The organism is Paenibacillus sp. F411 (assembly GCF_017582705.1).
GTDB lineage: Bacteria > Bacillota > Bacilli > Paenibacillales > Paenibacillaceae > Paenibacillus_AQ > Paenibacillus_AQ algicola.
The window spans coordinates 94,630-113,760 of record NZ_JAGFIP010000014.1 but is presented as its reverse complement, the minus strand read 5'-3'; the positions used below and the strand labels follow the sequence as shown (position 1 = coordinate 113,760).

Here is a 19,131-nt window from a genome sequence, read left to right as displayed (position 1 = left end):
TTGGTTGCCAGATTCATTGAATTAAATAGCAATATATGACCACTATATCGCATTTAATTACCATTGTAGATACGTATTCATTGTAATAAACTAAAAATTGAAAAGAGATGATGTAGCAATATTATATAACATGGGAGGCAATGATATTGTTAAAGATTGCAATGATCGGTGCAGGTAGTGTTGGATTCACCCGTAGGCTGATGATGGATTTATTAGCGGTAGAGGAATTTCAGGACACGGAGTTCCGTATGATGGACATCAATGAAGAGAACCTGACGATGGTTGTAAACTTGTGCCGTAAAATGATTGAAGATAACGGGTTGGCGGCAACTATTCAAGCTACCACAGACCAACGTGAAGCGATTACTGATGCAAATTATATCATTTGTACGGCGCGTGTAGGCGGATTAGAGGCCTTCAAACATGATGTTGAAATCCCACTAAAATACGGGGTGGACCAATGTGTGGGTGATACGCTCGGGCCCGGCGGTGTGTTTTTCGCGATGCGAACGATTCCTGTGCTTCTGGATCTTGCGAAAGACATTCGTGAAGTCGCAGCTCCGAATGCATTGTTATTAAACTATTCGAATCCCATGGCCATGAATACCTGGGCTTTACGTCGCGCAGGAGGAGTCAATGTCCTTGGTCTTTGCCACGGTGTTCAAGGTGGTCACAAGCAAATAGCTAGAGCACTCGGTCTGCCGGAAGAGGAAGTCGATTTTATCTGTGCTGGTATAAATCATCAAACCTGGTACATTCAAGTGACACATAAAGGAATGGATATGACGCCTTATTTATTGGAAGCGTTTGAAAAGCACCCCGAGTTGTCTCAGCGTGAAAAATGCCGTATCGACGTTTTAAGACGATTTGGTTACTATTCCACAGAGTCTAACGGACATCTGAGCGAATATTTGCCTTGGTATCGGAAGCGTAAAGACGAATTAGATAAGTGGATATTCAAGGAAGAGTGGATTGGAGGACAGACGGCTGGATACTTGAATCACTGCATTAAGAAGACAAATGAATACCGTGATTTGTATCCAAAATGGATGAGCGGCGAAGCAGAATATATCAAACTTGGTGAGCGTTCGCATGAGCATGGCTCCTACATCATTGAAGCTTTAGAGACGGGCAGAGCATATCGTGGACATTTCAACATTGAGAACAAAGGTCTTATTACGAATCTTCCAAACGGATCCACGATTGAAATACCTTGTTATGTAGATAAAAATGGTGTTCAAGCAAGCTTCGTTGGCGATTTGCCTATGCCATTGGCAGCAACTTGCCGAGCGAGTATTAGCGTTCAGGAAATGGCGGTGGAGGCTGCATTAACGGGGAACAAGGATCTGTTAAAATTGGCTGTGCTGCATGATCCGTTAACGGCCGCTGTATGCAACACGGAAGAAGTATGGGCGATGTGCGATGAGATGCTGGAAGCCTTAGCTCCATGGATGCCGCAATTCAATGGAGAAGGACGTACCTGGAAGGATATTCCGGCGCCGCTTCAAGGGGAGTACTTGAAGGTTAATGCAGCGCCTGCTGATTATCTGCCGCCTTCATTGAGTGGAGAAGTCGTTCAGAACCATCAAGAACGATTGTCTGTCGGACATAGCGATAACTAATTGAGGCGAGGAGTAATGGCTATGAAACAACCGAATGTCATCGTTTTCTTTACGGATCAACAGCGCTTTGATACGACCGGCGTACATGGTAACCCCTTAGGGTTAACACCGAATTTTGACCGTATAGCCAGAGCAGGGACGCATTTATACAACATGTTTACTAGCCAGCCGGTGTGCGGACCTGCCAGGTCCTGTCTGCAAAGTGGTAAATACGCTACCACGACAGGCTGCTATCGGAATGGCATTCCGTTACCGCAAGAGACTAAAACAATGGCTCATTACTTCAAGGAAGCGGGATACAGCACGAGCTATATCGGCAAATGGCATCTGGCAAGCGAAGACCCGGTGCCTGCGCATGAACGTGGGGGGTACGAAGAGTGGTTAGGTGCCAATTTGCTGGAGTTCGTATCCGATGCTTACGATGCCGTGTTATTTGATAACGATAATAATCGCGTTAAGCTTCCTGGATACCGCGTAGATGCGCAAACAGATGCCGCTATCAGGTATATTCATAGACAGCAGGATACGGATAATCCTTTCTTTCTGTTCCTCTCTTATCTGGAGCCGCATCATCAAAATCATACCGACAATTATCCGGCTCCGGATGGGATGGAAGAAACGTATACGGGGCGCTGGACGCCGCCAGATCTTGCTGCGCTTGGCGGAACGGCACACCAACATTTAGGTGGGTATTACGGAATGGTAAAGCGGCTGGACGAGGCACTTGGCCGATTGCTGGATACGCTGAAGAGCATGGATATGCTTGATCATACCGTAATATTGTTCACTTCCGATCACGGATGTCATTTCAAAACTCGAAATGCGGAGTACAAAAGATCCTGTCATGAGAGCTCCATTCGAGTCCCTACCGCTATATACGGTCCTGGATTTATGGGAGGCGGACAGATTCGTGATCTCGTCAGCCTCGTTGATTTGCCTCCGACTTTACTGGATGCCGCCGGAATCCAAGTGCCATCGGATATGCAGGGAAGATCGGTGGTTCCGTTAGTGAATCGAAACGCTGCTGACTGGCCCCAAGAAGTGCTTGTACAAATTAGTGAGAGTGTCGTTGGAAGGGCCATACGGACAGAGCGCTGGAAATATTGCGTCGAAGATTCCAGCAAACATGGAGGTGAACACTCCGGTTCAGACCGCTATGAAGAAGCATTCCTCTATGACTTACAAGCAGATCCATATGAAACGAATAATTTGATCGGCATGGAAACTTTCGCTGGGATAACTGCTGATCTGAGAGCACGGCTGCGGCGCCGAATGGTGGAGATCGGTGAAATGGAGCCTGAAATTGTACCTGCTCAATCCAGAGTTTCAGGTCAGCGTAGCGTAATCGTTTCCGAAATGAAACATCATAACTGGCCAAAGCACGGCGACGGTGCAACCAACTAATGAGATGATCATGTCTTGCTTTTTCAGCAAGGCATGATCATTTGCACATTGGTCCAATATGAAGGCTGACAGCTCGATGCTATTCCTTAAAATAGAAAGGTAGGTTTAAATATGAATCAAAGACCCAACATCTTGTTTGCGATCGCTGACGATGCCTCGCATATGGGGGCGTACGGACACAAGTTTGTAAATACACCTAACTTCGACCGTATTGCTGAAGAAGGCATTCTATTTCAGAATGCATTTACGACGAATCCGAAATGTGCGCCTTCAAGAGCAAGTATCCTATCCGGAATGCACACATGGCAGATGGAAGAGGCCTGCAATCATTATGGAATATTCCCTTCAAAGTTCAAGGTTTATCCGGATTTGCTTGAGGACGCTGGCTATCATATAGGCTATACAGGAAAGGGCTGGGCACCTGGAGATTGGGAGGCTGGTGGTTTCGCCCGTAATCCTGCGGGTCCGGTCTATAACCAGCATAAGCTGGTTCCTCCGACAGAAGGAATTAGTGACATTGATTATGCTTCCAACTTCAATGCATTTTTGGAGGAGCGTCAGCAGAACCAACCATTCTGTTTTTGGTTTGGGTGTCTTGAGCCTCATCGAAAATACGAGGAGGGAAGCGGTGTAAGAGCTGGGAAAAACCTCGATGAAATCAAGCTCCCTTCCTATTATCCAGATGATGAAATCATTAAAAGTGATTGGCTGGATTATGCACTTGAAATTGACTGGTTCGATTTACAGCTTGGAAAAATACTGAATACGCTTGAGGAACTCGGTGAATTGGAACATACTTTGATTGTAGTCACTTCTGATAATGGCATGCCATTTCCGCGAATCAAAGGTCAAATGTATGAGCATGATCTGCGCCTTCCAATGGCGTTGTACTGGAAGAATCAAGTCCCTGGCGGGAGAAAGATAGAGGATTTGATCAGTTTTATTGATTTAGCACCAACGTTTGTAGAAGCGGCAGGACTGCCTCCACACGCTCAATTTGCTGGTCGAAGCTTGATGAACATGATTAGATCGGACCAACAAGGACGGGTAGAGGCGGATAGAAACAAGGTCTACATGGGGAAAGAACGTCACGATGTAGGAACAGAAAATGATGTGGCGTATCCTGTTCGATGCATACGTACTGAAAAATATCTATACGTGAGAAATTTCAAACCAGATCTATGGCCTGCAGGGAATCCGGAAACGGGATATACCAATGTAGACAGTTCACCGACTAAGACGTTGCTGCTCAAGCAGCATGCTGAGGGACAAGATGATTATTACCATTTATCTTTTGGCAAACGGGCAGAAGAAGAGCTGTTTGAAATCCGGACTGATCCTGAATGTATAACTAATTTGGCAGAAGATCCTCACTTTGATCCAGTGAAAAAGGAGCTATGGCTGGAATTAAAAAAGGTACTCGTTCAGACGGGGGATCCAAGAACACAAGGCAGGGGTGACGTGTTCGATCACTATGAATATGTTGGAGATCAGTCACATTCCTGGAAGGCCTACAAGGAAGGCTGGTTTTGCAAGCAGAAGTTCTAGGAGCTTGATACAATCTGTTCTGCAAAGACCAAGCCAACTCAATAATAAAATTCCAGGGGTGGTCTTGCCAGACATCTGAGGGAGGCAGCGGCATGTATTCGGTTATGGTAGTCGAGGACGAACCCTGGATTCGCAGCGCGATTGTGAAAATGGTTGAACAAGCGGGGCATGAATTTCAAGTGGTTGGCGAAGCGGAGACAGGTGAAAAAGCCTGGAATATGATACAAGAGCATTGGCCAATTCTGCTGATAACGGATATTCAGATGCCAGATATGGACGGCTTGTCTTTAATTCAAAAAATTCATGAGCATCATATTCCAATGGCAATCGTTATTATTAGTGGATTCGATAATTTTCAGTATGCTCAGCAAGCAATCCGATACGGTGTGGCTGAGTATTTATTAAAACCAGTGGAATCTGAGAAGTTAATCGATGTTATACAACGTTGTACGGAGCAGCTTTCCTCGCATAAAGAGATGAATCAATATTTCGTAAAAATTCAGCAGTTTATAGAAATGATGTATGTTTGGGATCCGCGTTTACACTTTAATAAGCTGCATGATTTAGTGAACTCAATACTGCGTTTGAAATTTATTAATGCTGGAATTAGAAAAAATCTTTTGACAATATTGGACGGAAAAATAAAAGAAGCATGCATGGATATGCAAATTAACACTTCCCATTTGCAGTTGCCCGACCTATCAAAGGATCATGGAATCTTGGACTATTTTCAAACATTGCTCGTTGTGTGGGCCACCGAGTTTCCCAACAAAAAATCTCAAAACTCTAAACTCATCATCAACGATATTTGTGATCGACTGAAAACTAGTTACCATTATGATTGGACGCTTCATGAAATGGCAGAGCATTCTCATTTAAGCCCCTCACACTTTGGTGTATTATTCAAAAGACAAACAGGAATGTCTCCTGTTAATTATGTGAATCATATACGGATTGAGCAGGCGAAAAAGCTGCTAAAGGATACGGATAAAAAGATATACGAGATTGCCGAAGCGGTCGGATTTGCGAACCTCCCGTATTTTACTCGATTATTTAAACAGACTGTAGGTTATTCCCCTAAAGAGTTTAGAAAGAGGCTTGGAATATGAGGATGCTCCGATGGTTGTCAAAGCTGTCCATTAGAATGAAGATGGTCATTGGTTTTATGAGTATAAGTTTAATTGCTGTTACGTTAATGGCTGTGTTTGCTCATAATAACTACAGCAGCGCGACGAAGCAGGACTTCTATTCCATTGCTGAACAGGCTGTCACCCGAACAAACTATCAGATGGATCTATATTTCTCCCAGCTGGAGCAATCGACCTATACGACCATAGCAGGCCCCATTACGAGTGGGGTCTCTTTAAATAGCCATGAAAGTGGCCTCATCCAAAAATGGCTGAGCAAGAACAATTCGCTCACCAAGGCTGATACAAGAACCATTGAAAATATTTTGAATAAATACATCGCATTAAACTACTCAGAGATTGCCGGGATGTTCTTGGTTTCCAACGAAGGCGATTTAATCTCATCCACAGGCACGACCATATCCATTGAACATGTCATTAATGAGCCGTGGTTTTCTTCAAGTGATAGCAAAGAATCAAAAATCATTCCCACGTATTATACAAACTATAATTCTTCACGGAAAGATACAGCTATGATCTCACTAATCATTCCGATTTACAGTGTCGATACGGTTAAACAATCAGGTAAATTGATCATAAGCTTAAAATTAAGTGAAATCATTAATATTCTTGGACAGACGCAGCTGGGTGAAACAGGATATGTCTTTGTTGTTGCAGAAGATGGCACTATCGTTTTTCATCCGAACGCAAGCTGGATCGGTCAAAACATTAAGGATACCTCATTGCATCAACTTGATTTTACTGCGACTCGATCCATTCAATGGTTAAATGAAGAAGAACACTTGATTTCCTATCATGAATCGGAACAAACAGGGTGGAAGGTAATTGCCTTTGTGCCCTTTCATGAAATGGCAAGTGGTTTAATGATTGCAAGGAATTCTACCTTATTAGTAGCAATCATACTCTTCGTTTTAATAATGGTTCTCGTGCCGGTATTATCAAACGGATTGCTTCAGCCCATTATTCAACTGAAAAATTTAATGCTTAGAGTGCAAAATGGAGATCTGAAAGCACGTGCCGAATATATTCAAGGTGCAGACGAAATGCAGGTGCTGAATCTTACATTTAACAAGATGGCGGGCAATTTAGATGAATTAATTAATACTGTTACTGATTTAAGAATCAGAGAGGTTCAATTGCAGCTCAAACAGAAAGAAGCGCTTGTTCAAGTGCTTCAAAATCAAATTAACCCTCATTTGCTGTACAATACTCTGGATATTATCAAAAGTATCGCTTATCTAGAGGATGTCCCCATGATCGAAAAAATGTGTGCTAATTTGGCAAGTATTTACCGTTATACGGCACAATTATCAAAGCTCGAGGTGGAGTTAAACGAAGAGCTTGATCATGTAAGAAAATATTTAGAAATTATTCATGTGCGATTTACATTGCACTTTCAAAGTGAAATATACGTCAATGAGAAATTTCTGGGTGCCCGTATTGTCAACTTTACGATTCAGCCCATAGTAGAAAATGCTATTAAGTATGCGGTCGAGCCATTAAAAGGGAAGGCTGCTGTGATTATAAGCGCATATATAGAGCAGGATGATTTAATTATCGAGATTGCGGATAATGGACCGGGGATGACAGCTTGCATGCTTGAAGATTTGAATCAGAAGCTGCAGGACATTACACATTCGGGATTAGACAAACTTACTGCAGCCGACACAGTCGGATTAATCAACGTCCATACCCGGATTGTTTTGCAATATGGCAGAGAATATGGACTGAGTCTTACCTCGTTTCCGGAGCGAGGTACAATTGTTTCGATGAGGATACCATTCGTGGATCAAGGAGACGAAAGAAATATCAGTCAATAAATCGTGTGAATGTATAAAAAACAGTCGTTTTTTCTGATCTATAATGGTTCTATCACGTGAAATGACCATATAGATCGGAGGCTGAATGAGGGTGAGCTATCTAAAAAGAGCCCTGCCCGTGTACATCATGATTTTGCCGGGAATGCTGTTTTTTTTAATATTTAAGTACATTCCCATGTTTGGAATTGTAATTGCGTTCAAGGACTATAACCCCTTCAGAGGATTTTTAGGAAGTGACTGGGTAGGGCTGGATCAGTTTGTACGATTATTTACGGAAAGAGACTTTATGCCCCTATTGTATAACACACTAATGTTAAGCCTTATGGACATTATTTTCTTTTTCCCAGCACCAATTATTATGGCGTTATTACTAAACGAAGTCCGATTGCGATTCTTCAAGAGATCGGTTCAAACCATTCTATATGCCCCTCATTTCTTGTCGTGGGTTGTTATAGTTGGGATCACAGTCGTTTTGTTCTCCACGGAATTCGGCGGAATCAATCAGCTGTTGAAATCAATGGGTCTACCTGTCATTAACATTTTAACAAACGCAGATGCTTTCCGCTGGACATGGCTAATCCAAAATATTTGGCAGGGTGTGGGTTGGGGAACCATCATCTTTTTGGCAGCGCTTTCTTCAGTGGATCCCAGCTTGTACGAAGCGGCCTCCATAGATGGAGCCAGCAGGCTAAAACAAATTTGGCACGTAACTCTTCCTGCTCTAAGCGGTGTCATCATCATTCTCTTTATTCTTCGATTGGGTAATTTCATGGATATTGGTTTCGAGCATATTTATTTGCTGCAAAATCCTCTAAATCAAGGGGTTTCCGATGTGTTTGATACTTATGTATATCGTCAAGGCATCGTGCAGGGTGACTTCAGCTACTCCACTGCGGTTGGTATTTTCAAATCCATTGTTGGGCTTGTATTGATTATTGGAGCGAACACCATTGTAAAGCGTGCTGGACAAGAGGGGGTATACTAGGTTGTCAACATTAAGAGTGAAAAAAAGTGAGAGCTGGATTGACGTTCTGGTGTATACGATCTTAACAATTTCTTCATTGCTAGTACTGCTTCCATTGTTCTATATTATTACAACTTCATTTGCACCGGAGTCTGAATACTTGACAAGAGGTTTTTTTATACTTCCAAATGAATGGACGCTAGACGGATATTTATATTTGTTAACAAACCCTGGATTTATAACTGCCGTTAAGAATGCCGTCATTATTAGTGTTGTGGGAACGCTTATCAACATATCATTAACCTCACTATTAGCCTACGGGTTATCAAAATCCTGGATAAAAGGCAGAGGCATCATGAATTTCTTGATTTTATTTACCATGTTATTTGGCGGCGGGATGATCCCTACGTATTTGATTGTGAAATCTTTAGGGTTAATCGATACTTATTGGGCACTGTGGCTGGTTATGGCGGTTGCGCCTTTTTACTTCATAGTCATGCGTAGTTTCTTTAGAACTATTCCGATTGAGCTGGAGGAAGCTGGTCGAATTGACGGATGTAGTGAATGGAGAATATTTTGGAACATTTATCTTCCTCTTTCAAAGGCAGCGATCGCTACATTCACTTTGTTTTACTTTGTACAAAACTGGAATCTATATTTTCCAGCAATCCTATATTTAGATGACAGTAATAAATGGCCTTTGCAGGTATTCCTGAGACAAATGCTCATTGATGACGATTCCAGTGCAGGTGCTGGTCTCGTGCAGGCTATTGAATATACACCGGCTGCGAAAATGGCTGCAATTCTTTTGACAGCTCTGCCTCTTCTCGTAGTGTATCCGTTTCTTCAAAAGTATTTTAATAAAGGAATGCTGCTAGGTTCCGTAAAGGGGTAAGGCAGTCCATTTAATAGTAAAAGGGAGACGAGATCTAACATGAAAAAAATATATGTAATGATTTCATGGATAGCCTTGATTGTGCTGGCTATCGGTTGCAGCGGAGAAAAAAGTGATTCTGCAAATCCGAATGATGCGAACCAGCAAGCAGGCGCTAAAAACACAGAAAAAATAAAGATAAGTCTTCTTGCACCTTCCTACTCAGGAGGGGGCTGGCCAGATAATAATCATCCGATCATTAAATTTATCAATGACAAATTTAATATTGACTTAGATGTTCAATGGATTCCGGGTCCCAATTACGACGAAAAGTTAAACGTGCTTGCTGCTTCAGGGAATTTGCCTGATATTTACACAATCCTCCCTTCCAGTGATTTGTACGAGAAGTGGCAAGGTGAAGGAGCGTTTGCAGAACTGCAAGATCGCTTGGACAGCTATCCAAATTTAAAGCAAGCCTTTCCAGATCCAATGTGGCAAATGAAAAACCCCAATGGGATCATCTATGGCCTCCCTAAAGGAGGACCTGTCAATCCGTATGCATATATTGTCAGGAAGGATTGGATGGAAAATTTAGGTTTAAGTATTCCTGATCCGGAAAATTTCACGGTCGAACAATTTTATGAAATTGCTAAAGCATTTGCACTGAATGATCCTGATCAAAATGGCAAAAAAGATACAATCGGCATATCATTCAACAGTGGATTTGGGGGAGAGGCCCCGCTTAGGTATGCATTTGGATTATCGCCGGGATGGCAGGAAATTGACGGTCAACTTGTGCCGTGGCAGGTTCAGTCCTCAGAGCTTAAAAATTATTTAACATTTTTGAATAATGCTTATGAAGAAGGGGTCCTGGATAAGGATTTCCCGCTGAACACAGGCAAAGACATTCAAGACAAGCTTTCATCCGGTAAGCTCGGATTATTTGATCATATTCCAATTAACATGATTGATAATGAGATGAAGCTTAAACAATCGACACCAGAGGCAGAATTTATCCAGATTCCTCCACCCAAAGGAGCTTCAGGAACTCAGTACAATCAGTCGCAAACACTTGCCCATAAAATTGTCTTAAACGGCAAGTTGAATGATGCCAAGCTTCAACGCATACTGGAGTTATTTGATTGGTGGGTTACCGAAGAAGGAACAGACATTATAAGAAATGGACCTCCAGGTGTTTATTACACTGAAAAAGAAGACGGGACGTATGAACCCACGGAGGCAGCTATTAATGAGGGAAACCGAATTTCGATTTTAAACAATTGGTTTTTTAGGACGATTGCCAATGATCATGATGTGTATAAATGGGACTCTAAAGAAAAGAGAGATCGCGTGACTACCTTTATGGAACAGGCGGCAGTGTATGCTTCACCTATAGACCCAGTGCCGGGTATTGCCAATCAGTCTCCTGCATATGCGAAGCAATTCAGTGCAATTAATAATGAATTTCTTCAAAGTGTGTATAAAATTATCATTGGAGAACAATCTTTAGACAGCATTGATGCTGCTATTGCGAAATGGAGAGCGAATGGCGGAGATCAAATCATTAAAGAAATTAACGAAGCCTATCAATCGGTAAAATAGTTTTAACTTGGAGGCGTCCCTTAAAAGGGCGTCTCTTTTACTTGTGTTGGAACATATATCATCAGAATGAGAATGTATAAGATATCTTGCGATAGTGTAAAAAACAGGTGATGTATTTGATATAAGATAAAAATGTAAAGAAGATATTTCAGATTTATGAAAACGCATTCTTTACAGGGAGTGTATGAAGAACAAATTAAAGGGAGAGGGTTGTATGAAAAAGTTTCTTTGTCTGATGATGATCGTAACGATTGTGACGTCAGCAGGCTGTAGCGGGCAAAACAATGGCAGTAATAATTCCCCTGCAGATGTTAAAACAACACAAACAGACTCGGTTAAAGGGAAACAAGCTGATTCAGAGGAAAAGCTGAGTATTAGCATGCTAGCTCCATCCTATGCAGGAGGAGGATGGCCTGACAGTAACCATCCTACTATCCAATATTTGAACGAGAAATTCAATATTGAACTGGATGTACAGTGGATTCCGGGAGCAAATTATGACGAGAAAATTAACGTGTTAGCAGCATCAGGTAACTTGCCAGATGTTTACACCATACTTCCTGCCAGTGATCTGTATGTGAAATGGCAGGGAGAAGGAGCATTTGCAGAGCTTCAAGATTATGTGGATGACTATCCTAATCTGAAAAATGCTTTTTCAGAAGAAGTATGGCAAATGAAAAATCCTAAAGGTATTACTTACGGCATTCCTAAAGGAGGGCCCACGAATCCAGTAGCCTACGTAGTTAGAAAAGATTGGCTAGACAATTTAGGTTTAACGATACCGGATGCAGATCGCTTTACAGTTGATGAGTTTTATAAAATCGCAAAGGCGTTTGCATTGGAAGATCCTGATCAAGACGGTAAACAAAATACAGTAGGATTTACGTTTAATCAGGAATTCGGCCAGGAGGCTTCATTGAGATATGCGTTTGGATTGTCGCCTGGATGGCAGGAGATGGATGGGGAATTGGTTCCATGGCAAGCGCAGACCAAGGAATTGAAAAGCTATTTAGCTTTTTTGCAAAAGGCTTATGCAGAGGGAGTGCTGGATAAGGACTTTCCTTTAAATGAAGGCAATGATATTCAAGAAAAAGCGAGCTCCGGAAAGTTAGGTCTGGATTACGCGATTCCGGTGGCGATGCTAAGACATGAAGCAAAGCTCAAAGAGACCACACCTGAGGCAGAATTTGTACAGATCCCCCCACCAAAAGGTCAAACAGGGATTCAATTCAATGACACAATGGAGCTCGAACACAAGATTGTTCTGAACAGCAAAATGAATGAAGATAAGATTCGTCGTATCCTTGCTATGTTTGATTGGTGGGTCACCGAAGAAGGCGTCGATGTCATTAAGAATGGACCACCTGAAGTATATTACACGGCAAAAGGCGATGGTACGTTTGAAGCTAATGAAGCTGCGAAGAGTGAAGGTAATCGTATTGCCATCCTCAACAACTGGTTTTTCAGAGGCGTCGCTAATGATTTTGATGTGTATAAATGGGATTCTAAAGAATACCGTGAACGAATGGTAGGGCATATGGAGCAAGCAGAGGCATTTGCTGCACCGATGGACCCCGCGGAAGGAATTACTCATTTATCACCAACCTATGCCAAAAAGTATGACGAGATTAACAAGAAGTTTCTATCGAGTGTCTATAACATCATTTTAGGTAATGCTCCAGTTGATCATATTGATGATGCTGTCGCAACCTGGAACAAGGAAGGCGGTGAACAGATTATCAAGGAAATCAATGAAGCATATCAAAGCATAAAGTAACAAATTGACATCAGGGTTAGAAGTCAGAATCAAGACTTCTAACCCTTATTTTTAACCCAGGTGTCCAGAATTTAGGAAGTGCTAACAGTAATAAATTTAATATGCAAAAGGGAGCTGAAGTATGGCTGACACACCAAATATAATCTATATTTACGCAGATGATCTTGGCATGGGGATGCTGTCTTGTTACGGGCAACAAGTGATCGAGACGCCGAATATTGACCGCATCGCGAATCAAGGCATGCGCTTCACAAGAGCGTATGGGACCTCTTTTTGCGCTCCTGCGCGGGCCAGTCTGCTGTGCGGCATTCACGACGTGCATGCGGGAAGGTGGACATATACTCCAGGCAATGTCTATAAGAAGTTATCGACAGGCGAAATCGTCAATGAGGATCTCCAAGAGCTGTTATACAACACAGGTATTGAAGCGCAGGCGGGGGATGAATTTTTGGCTTCCGTAGCGCGCAAGGGCGGATACGCTACCGGACAAATCGGAAAGCTGGAATGGGGATTTTCCACGACGGCCCGGAGCATCGGGGAACATGGTTGGGATTATCACTACGGTTATTACGATCATATTCAATGCCACGGCTTTTACCCTCCGTTTCTTTATGAGAATGGGATGAAGATAGAAATTGATGGGAATACGGACGTTCACTGCGGAAATCCGGCCTTGACGGATCCTCAAGATATGAGCTGCAGAAAGGTGTATTCTCAGGATCTGTTCGATGAGAAAATTTCACAGTTCATTCGCGCGAACCAACATTGTCCGTTTCTGTTGTATCATCCGAGTCAGCTTCCTCACGGTCCAATTTATTATCCGGAGGTATACCCACAGCTTCGAGATGACGAGAGATTGACGGAACAGGAGAAGCAATATGCGTCCATGGTTCTTCGTCTGGATGAGACGGTGGGTAAGATTTGGGAGCTGCTAGATGAGCTTGACTTAAGTGATCGTACGATCGTTATGTTTGCTTCGGATAACGGGCATGAAACCTATTATTTGCAAGAGGGGCGCACGGTGAAGGATCGGACGCTGGAAGGCAAACCTATGAATGACATTGATGCTCCATTCCGCACGCGTACCAATGGGGATGTCTTTAACGGTAATGCTGGTATGGCTGGCCTAAAGTTCTCAAACTGGGACGGGGGATGCCGGATTCCGTTTCTGGTTTCCTGGCCGGGCGTTATTCCCAAAGAGAGCGTTTGCAACCAGTTGATTGCGAACTATGATACGATGGCGACGGTAGCCGAGATCGCAGGCGTTCCGGTACCGGAGAGAAGCGACGGCCTTTCATTTCTGCCTGTACTTCGGGGAGATTCGAACCCGCCAAAGCACGAATATATCGTGTTTGGGGGCCCCTACGGCCCGGCACTCGTGACAGAGGAAGGCTGGAAACTTCGTGTAGTCATTCCGGAAGCGCTGCGGAAGAAGCCATCCCTGAATTATGAGGAAGGCGTGGCGATCGGTTTGTATCACGTTATAGATGATCCGGCGGAGGAACGAGAGATGTCGGCGGAATATCCGGAGCTTGTAAAACAGCTCAGAGGCTGTTTATTGAAAGCTTGCGACGGAAATTTGTTGAACGGGACTTCCGGAAGACATCAGGTATTTCCAGATATTTATATTCCAACCTTTCAAGAGGTGTTGAAAGGAATCATCTAATCAGAAAAGGTGGCCTAGCATAACAGTGGAACACTATATGAATCCGATTATTGCCGGCGATTATCCTGATCCCTCGATTGTGCGGGTGGATCAGGACTATTATATGACGCATTCGTCCTTTCAATATGCTCCTGGATTATTAATCTGGCATTCAAGAAATTTAGTTCATTGGGAGCCTGTAGGGTATGCTCTGCAGGAATATCTTGGGGATGTGTGGGCCCCCGACTTTATTGAGCATCACGGAATGTTCTATATTTACTTCCCTGCGAACGGAACAAACTGGGTCGTAACGGCCCCTTCCCCAATAGGGCCATGGAGTCGACCGATCGATCTGTCGGTAGGGCATATCGATCCGGGCCATATTGCTGCCCCAGACGGCAAACGGTATTTACACCTATCCGGCGGACACTTCGTGGAATTAGAGGCAGATGGCTGCTCTGTGATTGGCACACCTCGAAAAGTATATGACGGTTGGCCCTATCCCCTGGAATGGCGAGTCGAGGGTTTTTGTCTCGAGTCCCCGAAACTGATGTATAAGGACGACTATTACTATTTGACCTCAGCCCAAGGCGGAACGGCTGGTCCTGCTACAAGCCATATGGTCATTTCCGCTCGTTCGCGGACTCCATGGGGTCCTTGGGAAAACTCACCGTATAATCCGATTGTTCGGACTTCAAGCCGATCCGAGCGATGGTGCTCGCGAGGACATGGCACGCTGCTCGACGCATCAGATGGTACCTGGTGGATGTTGTACCACGGATACGAAAAAGAATTCTATACATTGGGAAGGCAAACCCTGATGGAGCCTATTGAATGGACGTCGGACGGGTGGTTCCGGGTCCCAGGTGGCATACAACCTGACCAGCCCCTGCCCCTGCCTTCAAGCGCCTCAGTGGATCCATCGGATCATGGCATGATGCTCTCCGACTCGTTTGCTGAAAGCAGATTAGGCTTGCAGTGGCAGCGTTTCGGGGCATCCATTGACGATCATCGTTACGAACTCAAGGATCGGAGTCTGACGATTCACGCCGATGAAGTCGAGCTATCCCCGCTTCTCTGCATCGTACCGGATCATGCCTATTCGATCGAGACGGAAATTAGCCTGCTGGATGAAGGAGCAGAGGGACTGCTTCTCCTGTTTTACGATCGAGCTTGTTATACGGGAATCGGGCTCAGCAAGCATGGTGTATTCGGCATCCGACGCTCGCGGAAACTTAAACCTAGAATCTGCAGTGCAAACCGCGTGAGACTCAAGCTCATTAATGACAAGCATGAGGTTGAGCTTTATTACAAGCTGGAGGAAGAGGATTGGGTAAAGCTCCCGGAGACGATGGATACGTCAGGATATCATCACAATGCACTGGGCGGGTTCCTGAGTCTTCGGGCGGGTATTGAGGCAACAGGAAAGGGCCGCGTGCAATTCCATGATTTTACTTATCGCAAGCTTTGAAAGGAGAAGATGAAATGAAGAAAAGGATGTACTTAACATTGGCTTTTGTCATGATGATCGTTATGGTATTGGGCTGCAGTGATCAGAGCAATGGAACGGCTGGAAGTAAAGGGAATGCGCCAACAACAGCTGATCAGTCGAGCGGTAACGAAGCCGATCAACCGAAGGAAGAGGAGCGTGAGAAGCTGTCCATCAGTATGCTGGCCCCGTCTTATGCCGGCGGGGGGTGGCCGGACAATAATCATCCGACTATTCAATATTTAAATGAAAAATTTAATGTTGAACTGAATATTCAGTGGATCCCCGGTCCGAATTATGATGAGAAATTAAATGTCATGGCAGCATCAGGGAATTTGCCGGATCTTTATAAGGTATTGCCCGCAAGTGATTTATTTATTAAATGGCAGGGCGAAGGGGCTTTTGTTGATCTTCAACCTTATTTGAAGGATTATCCAAACTTGCAGAAGGCATTTCCACAGGAGATCTGGGGTATGCGCAATCCCAAGGATAAAATCTATGGCGTGCCTCAGGGATCTCCAAACAATCCGTTCTCTTACGTCGTAAGAAAAGACTGGCTGGATAACCTAGGAATTGAAGTGCCGGAGCCAGGGGGATTTACGGTAGATGAGTTTTACAGAATTGCCAAAGCATTTGCACTAGAAGACCCCAATCAGTCCGGTAAACAGGATACGTTGGGCTTCTCCTTCGGCGAATTTGCCGGGGAAGCTCCTCTAAGGTATGCATTCGGTCTATCTCCGGGCTGGCAGGAAATCGACGGACAATTGGTGCCTTTTCAGGTGCAGGCTGAAGAAATGAAGAACTATCTGACCTTCCTGAACAGAGCTTATCGCGAAGGTGTCCTTGACAAGGATTTCCCACTAAACAAAGGCAGCGACATTCAGGATAAAGCCAGCTCCGGAAAACTCGGCATCGATCATGCGATTCCAGTCGCCATGATTCGTCATGAGAGCAAGCTCAAAGAGGCAAACCCTGAGGCTGAGTTCATCCAGTTGCCTCCTCCTATAGGCCCTACGGGGATACAACTGAACGATTCAAAGGAAATGCTGGATAAAATCGTACTGAATACTAAAATGGATGAACAAAAAATCAATAGAATTTTGGAAATTCTGGATTGGTGGGTTACCGAGGAAGGGACCGACATCATTAAGAATGGTCCTCCAGGCGTGTATTACACAGAAAACGGAGATGGCACATTCACTCCTGCCGAATCCGTTAAAAGTGAAGGGAACCGAATTGCGATTCTGAACAATTGGTTTTTCAGAAGCATTGCGAATGATCATGATGTGTATAAATGGGATCCTGAAGCATATAAAGACCGAATTATCGGATTTATGGAAGAGGCATCCACTTACGCAGCTCCTTTAGATCCGGTTGCAGGCATCACACATCTATCACCAACGTATGCCAAGAAGGCAAAGGAAATTGAGAAGGACTATTTGCAAGATGTATACAGTATCATCATTGGAACTAAGCCTATTGATCACCTTGACTCAGCCATTGCGAAGTATAAAAAGAACGGTGGAGACCAGATCATTAAAGAGCTGAACGAAGCCTATCAAAGCTTGAAATAAAGCTCGAGATTGCCTACCGCCAGGTGACGGCAAATGGCCGCCAGGCAGGAGAGCGGTAGCATTTCACATCAAACAACGGAACCAATACGGTACCCCGCTCGACGGCCGCTGTACATATACTAAATTCATCGCTCGGTCGTCGGCGGTACTCTCATCAAAAATACTTGCCGAATGAGTCATCCATGCCGGTTACTATATCATTCATAAAAAGGAGTGGTGTAAATGGGGCATACCCAGCTTGAAATTCGAGGCGAGAACTTCTACATCAACGGCATCAAGGTGTACGCCGACATCCCGGGGAGCAGGCAAGAGGCTCACGGGCTGCTAATGAACGCCAGATTTATTCAGGGAATCTTTGACGACAAAGCTGATCCAGGCCGCTTCAATCGGTTTGGCCGCCAATGGGATCCGGATCGTAATACGGACGGGTTGATCGAAGCTTTGCCTGCGTGGTATCAGTATGGTTTACGCGCGTTCACAGTAGGCTTTCAGGGCGGAGGCCCGTGCTTTACCGTTGCCAATCATACGATCGAGAACAATCCGTTTGGTCCGGACGGCTCTCAGCTGGATCTGGAATATGCGGCAAGAATGGACCGCTTGATCAGGGCGGCGGATCAGATCGGCATGGCCGTTATCGTAAGTTATTTCTATCCGGGCCAAACCGCGCGGCTTGCGGACGGTAAGGCCGTGCTGAATGCGGTCCGCACGGCATCCCGCTTTTTGAGGGAAGGGGAATATACCAATGTGATCATTGAGGTCTGTAATGAGCACAATCTTAGCAAGCATCCGCTGCTCCAGCAGCCAGAGGGGATGGTTGCCCTGATGGAAATCGCTCGCCAGGAATCGGGTGGATTACCGGTAGGCTGCAGTGGGGCCGGCGGTTACATCCATGAGGAGGTTTGCAGGGAAAGCGATGTCATTCTAATTCATGGCAACGGACAGACCCGGCAAATATATCACAATATGATCCGTAAAGTGAGGGAGTGGGCGCCGGGCAAGCCGGTTGTCTGCAACGAGGATTCCCCGGCCATCGGTCAGCTGGAGGTTGCTTACCGCACGCGCTCGTCATGGGGATACTACAACAATATGACCAAACAGGAGCCGCCGGTAGATTGGGGCATTACGGAGGGCGAGGACCGATTTTTTGCTCTCCGAATGGCAGAAGGAATTGGCATTGTTACGGAAAAGCTGCCAGAGGATGAGCGATACTATTTGCAAGGATTCGAGACCGGCATGGAGTTTGAAGGCAAACGTTGGATTCGGCTCGCAAGCTTGTATCCCGAAACGATCGATTATGTTGATTTCATGGTAAACGGCGAATGTGTGTACACCTGTTATGTGGAACCGTTCATGGTGAACTACGAAAGCAATTGGTACCAGCGGGCTTGGCAGGGAGAGATGCGTAAGGAAGCCTGGACAGCGATTGTCCGTTTGAAGGACGGACGGACGATTCAAGTTAATGCCGTATAACTCGTCATTGCAGCCCAGCAGCCATGGATGTGCGCATTGCATGGCTGCTGGGTCGAAGGCGAACGCGAACACATATTGGTTTGATGATGGCAAACTAATGAATCCCTCGGAAAACGGCCCTTTTATGACCGTTTCATCCGGGTATCTTCGGCTATTTCTGGCCTCGGTTTCATCGGAGGCAATCGGATTTGTAG

13 protein-coding genes are annotated in these 19,131 nt (G+C 44.6%); all 13 read left to right on the top strand.

The window, feature by feature from the left end:
- The first annotated feature begins 140 nt into the window (after positions 1-140).
- The 13 genes from melA (at position 141) to JJQ72_RS14765 (ending at position 18,937) form a co-directional block, all read left to right on the top strand.
- Entirely contained in the window at positions 141-1,622 is a 1,482-nt protein-coding gene (gene melA, locus JJQ72_RS14825; protein ID WP_243896108.1) for an alpha-glucosidase/alpha-galactosidase, read from the top strand.
- 21 nt (positions 1,623-1,643) lie between these two features.
- Positions 1,644-3,026, top strand: coding sequence for a sulfatase family protein (locus tag JJQ72_RS14820; RefSeq protein WP_208204148.1), 1,383 nt, complete (start codon positions 1,644-1,646; stop codon positions 3,024-3,026).
- A gap of 111 nt (positions 3,027-3,137) precedes the next feature.
- A complete protein-coding gene (locus JJQ72_RS14815) occupies positions 3,138-4,574 on the top strand; it encodes a sulfatase family protein (RefSeq protein WP_208204147.1) in 1,437 nt (478 codons plus the stop codon).
- A 92-nt stretch (positions 4,575-4,666) separates the two neighbouring features.
- On the top strand, positions 4,667-5,683 hold the full coding sequence (locus JJQ72_RS14810) for a response regulator transcription factor (protein ID WP_208204146.1): 1,017 nt from the start codon (positions 4,667-4,669) through the stop codon (positions 5,681-5,683).
- A gap of 14 nt (positions 5,684-5,697) precedes the next feature.
- On the top strand, positions 5,698-7,542 hold the full coding sequence (locus JJQ72_RS14805) for a cache domain-containing sensor histidine kinase (RefSeq protein WP_175415183.1): 1,845 nt from the start codon (positions 5,698-5,700) through the stop codon (positions 7,540-7,542).
- 85 nt (positions 7,543-7,627) lie between these two features.
- On the top strand, positions 7,628-8,527 hold the full coding sequence (locus JJQ72_RS14800; RefSeq protein ID WP_138224656.1) for an ABC transporter permease: 900 nt from the start codon (positions 7,628-7,630) through the stop codon (positions 8,525-8,527).
- Position 8,528: 1 nt separating this feature from the next.
- A complete protein-coding gene (locus tag JJQ72_RS14795) occupies positions 8,529-9,401 on the top strand; it encodes a carbohydrate ABC transporter permease (protein ID WP_233281130.1) in 873 nt (290 codons plus the stop codon).
- Positions 9,402-9,440: 39 nt separating this feature from the next.
- Positions 9,441-10,982 carry a type 2 periplasmic-binding domain-containing protein gene (locus tag JJQ72_RS14790; RefSeq protein ID WP_208204145.1) on the top strand — a complete coding sequence of 514 codons (1,542 nt, stop codon included), beginning with the start codon at positions 9,441-9,443 and terminating at the stop codon, positions 10,980-10,982.
- 214 nt (positions 10,983-11,196) lie between these two features.
- Positions 11,197-12,759, top strand: coding sequence for an extracellular solute-binding protein (locus tag JJQ72_RS14785; protein ID WP_208204144.1), 1,563 nt, complete (start codon positions 11,197-11,199; stop codon positions 12,757-12,759).
- Positions 12,760-12,880: 121 nt separating this feature from the next.
- Entirely contained in the window at positions 12,881-14,425 is a 1,545-nt protein-coding gene (locus tag JJQ72_RS14780) for a sulfatase-like hydrolase/transferase (RefSeq protein WP_208204143.1), read from the top strand.
- Between the two features lie 25 nt (positions 14,426-14,450).
- Positions 14,451-15,875: a family 43 glycosylhydrolase gene (locus tag JJQ72_RS14775; protein ID WP_347880760.1), complete on the top strand. Its 1,425-nt coding sequence runs from the start codon at positions 14,451-14,453 to the stop codon at positions 15,873-15,875.
- Positions 15,876-15,889: 14 nt separating this feature from the next.
- On the top strand, positions 15,890-17,467 hold the full coding sequence (locus JJQ72_RS14770; protein ID WP_208204142.1) for a type 2 periplasmic-binding domain-containing protein: 1,578 nt from the start codon (positions 15,890-15,892) through the stop codon (positions 17,465-17,467).
- A 222-nt stretch (positions 17,468-17,689) separates the two neighbouring features.
- Positions 17,690-18,937 carry a hypothetical protein gene (locus tag JJQ72_RS14765; RefSeq protein WP_138224662.1) on the top strand — a complete coding sequence of 416 codons (1,248 nt, stop codon included), beginning with the start codon at positions 17,690-17,692 and terminating at the stop codon, positions 18,935-18,937.
- Positions 18,938-19,131: the final 194 nt, after the last annotated feature.